At 61.9% G+C, this 11,921-nt stretch carries 8 protein-coding genes and 4 pseudogenes; 4 read left to right on the forward strand and 8 right to left on the reverse strand.

The genetic code is table 11. The features are described 5' to 3' along the window. Window positions 1–6: 6 nt before the first annotated feature. From pcp to ABOC21_RS17285, 5 genes and pseudogenes are all read right to left on the reverse strand, one after another. Window positions 7–652, reverse strand: a pseudogene (gene pcp, locus ABOC21_RS17265) (pyroglutamyl-peptidase I). Between the two features lie 49 nt (window positions 653–701). Further along, on the reverse strand, window positions 702–1,448 hold the full coding sequence (pxpA, locus tag ABOC21_RS17270; protein WP_426815427.1) for a 5-oxoprolinase subunit PxpA: 747 nt from the start codon (window positions 1,446–1,448) through the stop codon (window positions 702–704). Further along, window positions 1,438–2,370, reverse strand: a complete 933-nt coding sequence (pxpC, locus tag ABOC21_RS17275; RefSeq protein ID WP_426815428.1) for a 5-oxoprolinase subunit PxpC — start codon at window positions 2,368–2,370, stop codon at window positions 1,438–1,440. The genes pxpA and pxpC overlap by 11 nt, the downstream gene beginning before the upstream one ends. Next, the gene (gene pxpB, locus ABOC21_RS17280; RefSeq protein WP_426815429.1) at window positions 2,364–3,020 is read right to left on the reverse strand and encodes a 5-oxoprolinase subunit PxpB; all 657 of its coding nucleotides are present in this window, start codon (window positions 3,018–3,020) and stop codon (window positions 2,364–2,366) included. Before pxpB ends, pxpC begins: the two co-directional genes overlap by 7 nt. Before the next feature lie 13 nt (window positions 3,021–3,033). Further along, window positions 3,034–3,777, reverse strand: coding sequence for a type 2 GTP cyclohydrolase I (locus tag ABOC21_RS17285; protein ID WP_426815430.1), 744 nt, complete (start codon window positions 3,775–3,777; stop codon window positions 3,034–3,036). A gap of 270 nt (window positions 3,778–4,047) precedes the next feature. Between ABOC21_RS17285 and dtpD the strand changes: the two are divergent. Next, window positions 4,048–5,527, forward strand: a pseudogene (dtpD, locus tag ABOC21_RS17290) (dipeptide permease DtpD). Here the strand turns inward: dtpD and phrB are convergent. From phrB to ABOC21_RS17305, 3 genes and pseudogenes are all read right to left on the reverse strand, one after another. Beyond that, window positions 5,499–6,941, reverse strand: a complete 1,443-nt coding sequence (phrB, locus tag ABOC21_RS17295; RefSeq protein ID WP_426815431.1) for a deoxyribodipyrimidine photo-lyase — start codon at window positions 6,939–6,941, stop codon at window positions 5,499–5,501. The pseudogene dtpD and the gene phrB sit on opposite strands and share 29 nt — an antisense overlap. A gap of 27 nt (window positions 6,942–6,968) precedes the next feature. Continuing rightward, a pseudogene (locus ABOC21_RS17300) lies at window positions 6,969–7,421 on the reverse strand (YbgA family protein); the annotation flags it as partial. Window positions 7,422–7,558: 137 nt separating this feature from the next. Then, a pseudogene (locus ABOC21_RS17305) lies at window positions 7,559–7,766 on the reverse strand (DUF2517 family protein). 309 nt (window positions 7,767–8,075) lie between these two features. On the opposite strand from ABOC21_RS17305, the gene kdpF reads away from it, so the two are divergent. The 3 genes from kdpF to kdpB are packed head-to-tail and all read left to right on the forward strand — an operon-like array spanning window position 8,076 to window position 11,913. Beyond that, on the forward strand, window positions 8,076–8,165 hold the full coding sequence (gene kdpF, locus ABOC21_RS17310; protein ID WP_015584874.1) for a K(+)-transporting ATPase subunit F: 90 nt from the start codon (window positions 8,076–8,078) through the stop codon (window positions 8,163–8,165). Further along, window positions 8,165–9,844, forward strand: coding sequence for a potassium-transporting ATPase subunit KdpA (gene kdpA / locus ABOC21_RS17315; RefSeq protein WP_426815432.1), 1,680 nt, complete (start codon window positions 8,165–8,167; stop codon window positions 9,842–9,844). The genes kdpF and kdpA overlap by 1 nt, the downstream gene beginning before the upstream one ends. A 20-nt stretch (window positions 9,845–9,864) precedes the next feature. Then, window positions 9,865–11,913 (forward strand): potassium-transporting ATPase subunit KdpB, encoded by a 2,049-nt coding sequence (gene kdpB, locus ABOC21_RS17320; RefSeq protein WP_426815433.1) that lies wholly within the window; start codon window positions 9,865–9,867, stop codon window positions 11,911–11,913. The last annotated feature ends 8 nt before the right edge of the window (window positions 11,914–11,921 follow it).

Below are 11,921 nucleotides of genomic sequence, written 5' to 3' on the forward strand. Positions count from 1 at the left end.
CTTCTGTTAGTGTGTTGCGCCACCGGTAATGCTGAGATCTTCATCGTGGGTCAGGGCCACGGCAATCGCCGTTTCCAGCGCCGCTCGTATCGTTTCCAGCGCCATGCTCGCCTCGCCGGGATGGGCCGCAGCCTGCTCCGGCAGATACGGAATATGAATAAAGCCGCCTTTTGCGCCGACCTGCCCCTGTAGCTTATGCAGCAGACCGTACATCACGTGATTACACACGAAGGTTCCCGCCGTTTGCGATACCGAGGCGGGAATGCCCTGCTGGCGCAGCGCGGCGACGATCGCTTTGATCGGCAGGCTGCTGAACCAGGCTGCGGGGCCGCCGTCAACGATCGGCACGTCGATCGGCTGCTGGCCCTTATTATCCGGGATCCGCGCATCGTCGATGTTGATCGCCACGCGTTCAACGGTAATATCAGCCCGTCCTCCCGCCTGGCCAATAGCCAGGGTTAACGCGGGCCTGAGCTCATCCAGCGCGGCGTGAAGCTCCGTCAGCGCCTCGTTAAAAACGCAGGGCAGACTGCCGCGCCACGACGCGCTCTCCGGCAATGATAGCGCCATCGAGTCGCTTTACCACTTCCCACGAAGGGTTAACCGTTTCGCCGCCAAACGGCTCGAAACCGGTGATCAATACGCCAGCCATGCTCCCTTCTCTTCTCCCGGTATCTTTATAGTCTGTTGTAACTATCTTCCTACTCTTCCACCGCCGCGCTGACCTGAACGTTGCGTCCGGCAAACGCCGCGCGTAAACGGCGGGCAAACTCCAGCGCGTGCTCCCCGTCGCCGTGCAGACATACGGTTTCCGCCATGACGTGCGCCCACTCGCCGGTCACGCTGCGCACCCGCTGGTGCTGCACCATCTCCAGCGTTTGCGCCAGCGCCTGCTCCTCATCAACGATCAACGCGCCGGGCTGGGAACGCGGCACCAGGCTACCGTCGGCCAGATATCCCCGGTCGGCGAACACCTCCTGGCGGGTGGATAGCCGGTAGTGCTGGGCCGCGCGAATCAGCTCGCTCCCCGCCAGTCCAACCAGCACCAGCTCGGGATTAAAATCACGCACGGCTCTGGCAATCGCATCCGCCAGCGGCGCCTCTTTCGCCGCCTGGTTATACAGCATGCCGTGCGGCTTAACGTGCCGCAGCTCGCCGCCCTCGGCGCGAACTATCGCCGCCAGGGCGCCAATCTGGTATAGCGTCTGGACGTAAACCGTCTCCGGCGGCAGCTGCATCGCGGTGCGGCCGAAGTTTTCCCGGTCCGGGAAGCTGGGGTGCGCCCCGACGGCAACGCCGTATTTTAGCGCCTCGCGCACGCACTGATGCATCAGCAGCGCATCGCCGGCGTGAAAACCGCAGGCGATATTGGCGGAAGAGATCAGCTGCAAAAGCGCGCTATCGTTGGCGCAGCCTTCGCCGAGATCGGCATTTAAATCAATCTTCATCGTTAAGTCTCCACGCCAGCTGGTCAAGGTAGCGCTGCTGGTCGGCGCGCGCTTTCAGCGCCTCCTCCAGCGAACAGGGAACAAAGTGAATCGGCTGGCCCAACGGGATTTGCGCCAGCTGGTACATATCCGCCTCAATGATGCTCGCGATCCGCGGATAGCCGCCGGTGGTTTGCGCATCGTTCATCAACACAATCGGCTGACCGCCATGCGGCACCTGCACCACGCCGGGCAGCAGGCCGTGAGAGAGCATTTCGCGGTCGGTAGTGCGCGTCAGCGGCTGTCCCTGCAGGCGATAACCCATCCGGTTGCTCTGCGCGCTCAGCTGCCACGGCGAACGCCAGAAGGCGCCCTGCGAGGCGCTGTCGAATTCATGATACTCCGGCCCCGGCAGCGCGCGAATGCGGTTGCCGATCGGCAGCTGCCTGACGCCCTGCGGGCCGCTAAAATCACGGGCCGCTGTGCCCAGTTTCAGTCGATCGCCGTCCTGCAGACGTCGCCCTTCCAGCCCGCCAATGCCAACCTTCAGGTCCGTGCTGCGCGATCCCAGCACCAGCGGTACGTCGATGCCTCCCGCCACCGCCAGATAGCTGCGGATCCCATACTGAGGGTTCTTTAACACCAGATGCTGGCCCGCTTGCGCCGCCGTCCGCCAGCCGATCCATACCGGCCTGCCGTCCACCGTCGCCTCACAGGCGGCGCCGGTCAGCGCAAACCAGCAGTCGCGTTCAAACTGAATATCCACCTGCCCAAGGGTGATCTCCAGGGCCGCCGCGTTGGCGTGATTCCCCACCAGCAGGTTAGCGATCGCCAGCGCCGGCTTATCCAGCGCGCCGCAGCGGCTGATGGCCGACTGGCGCTGCCCTTCCCGTCCACCGTCCTGCACCGAGGTGTACATCCCCGCGCGAATCATCTTCAACATAGGCCCTCCTTTTGCGGCACGAAGCGTACCCGGTCGCCGGAGCGCAGCAGCGCCGGCTCCCCGCGCTGCGCATCAAATAGCGCCAGCGGCGTCCGCCCCAGCAGCTGCCAGCCGCCCGGCGTCGCCAGCGGATAGATGCCGGTTTGCGCGCCGCCGATACCGACTGAACCCGCAGCAACCTGCAGACGCGGCTCGGCGCGACGCGGCGTCGCCAGCCGCTCCGGCAGACCGCCGAGATAGGGAAAACCCGGCTGGAAGCCGAGAAACCACACCACGTACTCCACCGACGAGTGCAGCTCCACCACCTGCTTCTCCGTCAGCCCGCAGTGGCGCGCCACCTCGCCGAGGTCGGGCCCCGCCTCTCCGCCGTAGATAACCGGGATCGCAATCTCCCGCGACTCGGGCTCAAGGGCTTCGCTCTCTTCCCACCAGCGCTGCAAACGTTCAATCGCATCCCACGCCATCAGCTGCGGGTGGCGCAGCACCACGGTGATATTGTTCATGCCCGGTATAACATCCACCGCATCTTCATGGTCCGCCAGCCGCTGGGCCAGACGCCAGATGCGCTTTTGACTTTCCAGCGTCACCGGAGGCTCCAGCTCGAGAACCACCGCCGTTTCGCCTAGCAGATAACAACGCGCTCGCTGCACTTTTCTCTCTCCCTCAGGCCGGGTTAGGGATATCAATAAACGTGACGTCCAGATCGGTATTTTCCGTCAGCCATTCGCTGAGGGCGCGAATGCCGCCGCGCTCGGTGGCATGGTGCCCGGCGGCATAAAAATGCAGCGACTGCTCGCGCGCCGAGTGAATGGTTTGTTCCGAGACTTCGCCGGTGATAAAGGCATCGACGCCAAAGCGCGCCGCGCTGTCGATAAAGCCCTGGCCGCCGCCGGTGCACCACGCCACCCGCGAAACTTTTTCCGGCCCGGTATCGCCGCACCACAGCGGTTTACGTCCCAGACGCGCTTCAACCCACGAGGCCAGCTCGAGGCCGGAGACCGGCATCGACAGTTCGCCCCACGGCACCAGGGGCTCAACTTCCCCCATAATGGTGATACCCAGCAGCTGGGCCAGCTGCGCGTTATTGCCCAGTTCAGGATGAGCATCCAGCGGCAGGTGCCAGCCGTAGAGGTTGATATCGTTGGCCAGCAGGGTTTTCAGGCGCTGGCGCTTGATGCCGCGGATAGCCGGCGCCTCGCCCTTCCAGAAATAGCCGTGATGGACAATTACCGCATCCGCCTGCAGGCGCACGGCCTCATCCAGCAGCGCCTGGCTGGCGGTTACGCCGGTAACGATTCTTTGCACCGTCTCGCGACCTTCCACCTGCAGGCCGTTCGGCGCATAGTCGCTGAACGTCGCGCTGTTAAGCTTTTCGTTAATGAGTTGTTCCAGTTCGCTATTTTTCATTACCGCTCCTTCAGGTCGTCAGGTTATCTGCAAAGATAACATAACGATAACCGCGCCGATCGTCGATAGCCCGCTCGCGACGCCCTCTATTTTGACTTTTAACTTAAAACCGCAATTTGTCTACCCTCTCCATCGCGCATTCGTGTATATTTATGCACTATTACAGCATATTAAATAATCAGAAAGCCTTTGAAACCATGAATTCCACTACCTAAGCGCTATTCATACAGGAAGATCGACTTTCGTTTTACGGCAGGAACTGAGCGTTACATGAACACACAATCATCGCAGCCGCGCGCCATCTACTACGTCGTCGCGCTGCAAATCTGGGAATATTTCAGTTTTTACGGTATGCGGGCGCTGCTGATTTTGTATCTCACTAATCAGCTTAAATATGATGATAACCACGCCTACGCCCTCTTCAGCGCCTACTGTTCTTTGGTTTACGTCACGCCGATCCTCGGCGGCTTTCTCGCCGATAAGCTGTTAGGCAACCGCATGGCGGTGATGATCGGCGCGCTGCTGATGGCCATTGGCCACCTGGTGCTCGGCGCCAGCGAAATCGCCCCCACCTTCCTCTACCTGTCGCTGGCGATTATCGTTTGCGGCTACGGACTGTTTAAGTCCAACGTCGAGCTGCCTGCTCGGCGAGCTGTACGAACCGGCCGATCCGCGCCGCGACGGCGGCTTCTCGCTGATGTACGCCGCGGGCAATATCGGCTCGATTATCGCGCCTATCGCCTGCGGATACGTGCAGGAAGAGTACAGCTGGGCGATGGGCTTCGCGCTGGCGGCCATCGGCATGATCGCCGGGCTGGTGATTTTCCTCTGCGGCAGCCGTCATTTTCGCCACACCGCCGGCGTCAATCGCGAGGCGCTGCGCGCCCGCCGCTTTATGCTGCCGAACTGGGGCTGGCTGCTGGTGGTGCTGGTGGCCACCCCGCTGCTGATTACCGTGCTGTTCTGGCAGGAGTGGTCGGTCTATGCGCTGATCGTCGCCACCGTCGTTGGCCTGGCGGTGCTGGCAAGAATCTATCTGCGGGCGGAAACCGCCAGGCAGCGCCGGGATCTGCGGCTGATTATCATCCTGACCGGCTTCAGCCTGCTGTTCTGGGCCTTCGCCCAGCAGGGCGGCAGCTCCATCAGCCTCTACATCGACCGCTTCGTTAACCGCCACGTGATGAACTACGAAGTCCCGACCGCGATGTTCCAGTCGGTGAACGCCTTTGCGGTGATGCTCTGCGGGATGGTTCTGGCGTGGCTGGTTAAAGAGAATATTAGCGGCAACCGCACCGTGCGCATCTGGGGCAAATTTGCGCTGGGCCTTGGCCTGATGAGCGCCGGTTTTTGTATCCTGACGCTGAGCGCCCGCTGGTCGGCAACCTACGGCCACTCCTCAATGCCGCTGATGGTACTGGGGCTGGCGGTTATGGGCTTTGCCGAACTGTTTATCGATCCGGTGGCGATGTCGCAGATTACGCGGATTGAAATACCCGGCGTCACCGGCGTGCTGACCGGCATCTATATGCTGCTCTCCGGCGCCATCGCCAACTATCTGGCGGGGGTTATCGCCGACCAGACGTCCCAGGGTTCGTTCGATGCGGCCGGGGCGGCACACTATGCGATTGAGGCCTATATCGACGTCTTCAGCCAGATTACCTGGGGCTCGCTGGCCTGCGTCGGCCTGATGTTGGCAATCTGGCTCTATCACTCCCTGCGGGTCAGGACCCGCCGCCTGGCGCTGGAGTAGCGCCTTTGCTGGCGGCCTCCCAGGCGGCCAGCGTCTCCAGCCGCGCCTGCTTGTGATCGACCTGCGGGCGCGGATACGCCAGGGTTACGCCCTGCTTATCGGCCCAGACCCACGGCTGGTGCAGGGCCTTTTCCGGCACCGCTGTCAGCTCCGGCAGCCATTGGCGAATAAACCTTCCCGCTTTATCGAACTTCTCGCCCTGGGTCGTGGGGTTGAAAATGCGGAAATAGGGCGCCGCGTCGGTCCCGGTCGACGCCGCCCACTGCCAGCCGCCGTTATTGGCGGCTAAATCGCCGTCGATCAGCTGGCTGATGAAATAGCGCTCGCCGGCGCGCCAGTCGACGCGCAGATCCTTAACCAAAAAGCTGGCGACAATCATCCGCAGGCGGTTGTGCATCCAGCCCGTCGCGTTGAGCTGACGCATCGCGGCATCGACAATCGGAAAGCCGGTGCGCCCCTCCTGCCATGCCTGCAGCCCCGGCTCATCGTCGAGCCACGCCACCCTGTCGGTCCAGGCGATAAACGGCCGCCCCTTGCACAGCGCCGGGTAGTAAACCATCAGGTGGCGATAGAACTCGCGCCAGATAAGCTCGTTGAGCCATACCGCCCCACCCTCGCCGTCCAGCGCGCCGGGCTGCTCCGCCAGCAGACGATGCAGGCACTGGCGCGGCGAGAGCGCGCCAATCGCCAGGCACGGCGAAAGCCGGCTGGTGCCCTCCAGCGCCGGAAAGTCGCGCTGCTGGTCATAATCGGCGGCCTTCTGCTGGCAAAAAGCGCGCAGGCTGGCGATGGCCGCTTTTTCATCGCCGGCAAACAGCAGCGGGTCGAACGCCGTCTGCGGGTAGTCAATCTCCGGCAGGGCAGCGGGCGTCAGCGGCCCGTTTTTACGCACCTTCGGCGCCGCCACGCACTCCGGCAGCATCTCGCGCAGACGGCGGATAAAGGCGTTTTTGAACGGCGTGAACACCTTATACATTTCACGACTGCCGGTCAGCACGCTGCCGGGCGCCAGCAGCAGGCTGTCGTCAAATCCCTGGCACAGCACGCGGCCCAGCGTTTTCTCCACCGCCGCGTCGCGCTGACGCTCGTTGATTTCATACTGATAGTTGTAAAACAGATGGCTGACCTGCTGCTCCTCGCAGAATCTCGCCAGCAGGGCGACGCTGGCGGCAAAATCGGTCGCCTGCGCCACCTGCAGGGCGATACCGCGCTCGGCCAGCGCGGCCTGCAGGCTGCGCAAATGGCTGACCATAAACGCCGCCTGACGCGGCGCCATCCCGTGCTGACGCCACTGTTCGGGCGTGGCGATAAATAGCGCCAGAACCCTGGCGTCGGGATCGTGGCAGGCCGCTGCCAGCGCCAAATTATCGTGAATGCGCAGATCCGCGCGAAACCAGACCAGATGGGTGGCCATAAAACTCCTGCTCTTAATAGCGTCTCGTTAGTCCTGCAACTCGGGCCAGGGATTGAAATAGCGCTGGCCGGCGAGCCAGGGATCGGGGAATTCGTTCATATAGTGTTGGAGGAGGCGCACCGGCGCAAGCAGCGGCTGCTCGCCGCGGCGATACTGGTCAATCAGCGAGGTCAGCTCCTGCTTCTCCTGCGCGGTCAAATGTTCGCGGAAATAGCCCTGAACGTGCATCAGCACGTTGGTGTGATTGGCGCGGGTGGAGGGATGGGCCAGCAGCTTCACCAGCCGCTCGCGGTAGGCAACAAAAAACGCCTCCAGCGACGGCCAGCGGGCGATCTCCGCCACGAAGGGACCAATCTGGCGGTATTCAGGCTGTGAATGGGCCAGCAGTAACAGCTTATAGCGGCTGTGAAAATCCATCAGCCGGCCCCGGGTCAGCCCATCGCGGCGCAGATTATCCAGCTCGCGCAGGGTGTAAAGCCGGGTTTTGTCATCATCCTCTAGCCAGTTATCGCTCATGACGGCTCCTTTATCGTTAAAGAGCTATCAGTGTAGGCCACAACGGGCGAAAAAAACCGCCGGAAAACCGGCGGTTGCTTTGTCAGTCGACGGGATGGCGATCAGTAAAAATCAGCGGCGGCCTTTTCGGCCTGCGCCATCCATACCGGCTGTTCGCTGGTCTTCGTCCATACGCGGTGCAGCCAGACTGTAGTAGCGGGATCTGTCTTTCCACAACAGCATTACCGGCAGTGCCGCAACGCCGGCCACGACGGCGAAAGCGCGACGTAAGAAGACTACGTGAGCAGGATAGGTTTTGTATAACGTCATAATTTCTCTCCCTTATGTCAGGCCGGCAAGCTGCGCCGGTAAAGTATCAATGTTTCTCTGCGCAAAATAATAGCGCTTTGGCTGTAATTTTACTACTCATCCGACCACTAAAAACGGACTATTTAGCCTTTATTTACATTCATCCGGTAATTGAGTTACAGAAAAGTTAAATTAATACTAACCATTAGTTAAATTATGGTCTTTGGTATTTTTATACTTTTTTTACACCGTCCGCGCCGATTTTTGCAAAATCTTTGCGCCGTAATTCCTATCCTGCGGGTAAATCGTAAATACACCCGGAGGTGGATTGTGAGTGCAGGCGTAATCGCTGGCGTGGCGCTGGTGTTCCTGTTGCTGGCTTATTTGGTTTATGCCCTGATCAACGCGGAGGCATTCTGATGGCCGCTCAAGGATTTTTACTTATCGCCAGCTTTATTGGGCTGCTGATGGTTCTGGCGCGCCCGCTGGGAACGGCGCTTGCCAGGATGATCGCCGATACCCCGCCGCCCGGCCTTGCCGGCATCGAGCGCGGGATCTGGCGCATCGCGGGTATTCGTTCGCAGGAGATGAACTGGTATCAGTATCTCTTCGCCATTCTGCTGTTTAACGCCCTCGGACTGGCGGCGCTGTTTGTTCAGCTGCTGCTGCAGGGATCGCTGCCGCTGAACCCTCAGCATCTGCCCGGTCTCTCCTGGGACCTGGCGCTGAACACGGCGGTGAGCTTTGTCAGCAACACCAACTGGCAGGCCTACGCCGGTGAAACCACCATGAGCTATCTCAGCCAGATGGTGGGCCTGGCGGTGCAGAACTTCCTCTCAGCGGCAACCGGTATCGCGGTGATCTTCGCCTTCACCCGCGCCTGGTCACGCCAGCAGGTGAGCACCCTCGGCAACGCCTGGGTCGACCTCACCCGCATCACGCTCTGGCTGCTGCTGCCGATCTCGCTGCTGCTCGCCCTGTTCTTTATTCAACAGGGCGTGCCGCAAAATCTGCTGCCGTACCAGGACTTCACCTCCCTGGAAGGCGTGCGCCAGTCGCTGCCGATGGGGCCGGTGGCGTCGCAGGAAGCCATTAAAATGCTGGGGACTAACGGCGGCGGATTCTTTAACGCCAACTCGGCGCACCCGTTCGAAAACCCGACGGCGCTGAGCAATATGGTGCAGATGCTGGCGATCTTCCTGATCCCGGCGGCGCTGTGCTTTGCCTTCGGCGAGGCGGTGGGCGATCGCCGTCAGGGGCGGGCAATTTTGTGGGCCATGACGCTTATCTTTATCGTCTGCGCGGCGGTGGTGATGTGGGCGGAAACCCACGGCAACCCGCACCTGCTAGCGCTTGGCGCCGATAGCAGCGCGAATATGGAAGGCAAAGAGAGCCGCTTTGGCATTTTAGCCAGCAGCCTGTTTGCGGTGGTGACCACCGCCGCCTCCTGCGGCGCGGTGAACGCCATGCATGACTCCTTTACCGCGCTGGGCGGCATGGTGCCGATGTGGCTGATGCAGATCGGCGAAGTGGTCTTCGGCGGCGTGGGCTCGGGGCTGTACGGCATGCTGCTGTTCGTCATGCTGGCGGTGTTTATCGCCGGACTGATGATCGGCCGAACGCCGGAGTATCTGGGTAAAAAGATCGACGTGCGCGAGATGAAAATGATCGCCCTGGCGATCCTCGTTACCCCGACCCTGGTTCTGCTCGGCACCGCGCTGGCGATGATGACCGATGCCGGACGGGCGGCGATGTTTAACCCCGGCCCGCACGGCTTTAGCGAGGTGCTGTACGCCGTCACTTCGGCGGCCAATAACAACGGCAGCGCCTTCGGCGGCCTGAGCGCGGCCACCCCGTTCTGGAACCTGCTGCTGGCGTTCTGCATGCTGGTCGGTCGTTTTGCGGTCATCGTTCCGGTGATGGCGATTGCCGGCTCGCTGGCCGGCAAGAAAATTCAGCCCGCCAGTACCGGCACGCTCGCCACCCATGATCTGCTGTTTATCGGCCTGCTGATCGGGACCGTGCTGCTGGTTGGCGCCCTGACCTTTATCCCCGCGCTGGCGCTCGGCCCGCTGGCGGAACACTTCTCCTTACTTTAAGCGATGCGGAGCAACCTGTTATGAGTCGCAAACAATTAGCCCTGCTGGAGCCGACGCTGGTGCGCCAGGCGCTGCTGGACGCGGTGAAAAAGCTCAACCCTGCGGTGCAGTGGCGTAACCCGGTGATGTTCATTGTCTGGATCGGCAGCCTGCTCACCACCCTGCTCGCCATCGGCATGGCCAGCGGGCATATTGCCGGCAGCGCCGGTTTTACCGCCGCCGTGAGCATCTGGCTGTGGTTTACCGTGCTGTTCGCTAACTTTGCCGAAGCTATGGCGGAGGGGCGCAGTAAAGCCCAGGCCAACAGCCTGAAAGGCGTCAAAAAGACCTCATTCGCCCGTAAACTGCGCGCCCCGCAGCACGATGCCCGGATCGACCATATTCCGGCCGAGGATCTGCGCAAAGGCGACGTGGTGCTGGTGGAAGCCGGCGATATCATTCCCTGCGATGGCGAAGTGATCGAAGGCGGCGCTTCGGTGGATGAGAGCGCCATCACCGGGGAATCGGCGCCGGTGATCCGCGAATCCGGCGGCGACTTCGCGTCGGTCACCGGCGGGACGCGCATTCTCTCCGACTGGCTGGTGATCCGCTGCAGCGTCAACCCCGGCGAAACCTTCCTTGACCGGATGATCGCGATGGTGGAAGGCGCCCAGCGGCGCAAAACGCCGAACGAGATCGCGCTGACGATCCTGCTGATCGCCCTGACGCTGGTGTTCCTGCTGGCCACCGCCACTATCTGGCCCTTCTCCGCGTGGAGCGGCAATGCGGTCAGCGTAACGGTACTGGTGGCGCTGCTGGTATGCCTGATCCCCACCACCATCGGCGGCCTGCTGTCGGCCATCGGCGTCGCCGGGATGAGCCGCATGCTGGGCGCGAACGTTATCGCCACCAGCGGACGCGCGGTTGAAGCCGCCGGCGACGTTGACGTTCTGCTGCTGGATAAAACCGGCACCATCACCCTCGGCAACCGTCAGGCCTCGGCCTTCCTGCCGGCCCGCGGCGTGGAGGAGCGAATCCTTGCCGATGCGGCGCAGCTCTCCTCCCTGGCGGATGAGACGCCCGAAGGCCGCAGCATCGTGGTGCTGGCTAAACAGCGGTTCAATCTGCGCGAACGCGACCTGCAGTCGCTGCAGGCGACCTTTGTGCCGTTCACCGCCCAAACGCGGATGAGCGGCATCAACATCGACCAGCGCATGATCCGCAAAGGCTCGGTCGATGCCATTCGTCGCCACGTCGAGGCCAACGGCGGCCACTTCCCGGCGGACGTCGACAAACAGGTGGAAGAGGTCGCCCGTCTCGGCGCCACGCCGCTGGTGGTGGCCGAACGCGAGCGCGTGCTCGGGGTTATCTCGCTGAAAGACATCGTCAAAGGCGGGATCAAGGAGCGCTTTGCCCAGCTGCGCAAGATGGGCATCAAAACGGTGATGATCACCGGCGATAACCGCCTGACCGCGGCGGCGATTGCCGCCGAAGCGGGGGTCGATGATTTTCTCGCCGAAGCCACGCCGGAAGCCAAGCTGGCGCTGATTCGCCAGTACCAGTCCGAAGGTCGGCTGGTGGCGATGACCGGCGACGGTACCAACGATGCCCCGGCGCTGGCCCAGGCCGACGTCGCGGTGGCGATGAACTCCGGTACCCAGGCGGCAAAAGAGGCCGGCAACATGGTCGACCTCGACTCCAACCCGACCAAATTAATTGAGGTGGTGCATATCGGTAAGCAGATGCTGATGACCCGGGGTTCGTTAACCACCTTCAGCATCGCCAACGACGTGGCGAAATATTTTGCCATTATTCCGGCCGCTTTCGCCGCCGTCTACCCGCAGCTCGCCATGCTCAACGTGATGCGCCTGCACTCGCCGTCATCGGCGATCCTCAGCGCGGTTATCTTTAACGCGCTGATTATCGTCTTCCTGATCCCGCTGGCGCTGAAAGGCGTGAGCTATCGCCCGCTGTCGGCGTCGGCCATGCTGCGCCGTAACCTATGGGTCTACGGTCTTGGCGGGCTGCTGGTGCCGTTTATCGGCATCAAAATCATCGATCTGCTGCTGACCCTGACCGGGTTGGTGTGAGGAAAATA

The sequence above is a fragment of the Klebsiella sp. WOUb02 genome, from assembly GCF_050058015.1.
Classification (GTDB): domain Bacteria; phylum Pseudomonadota; class Gammaproteobacteria; order Enterobacterales; family Enterobacteriaceae; genus Klebsiella.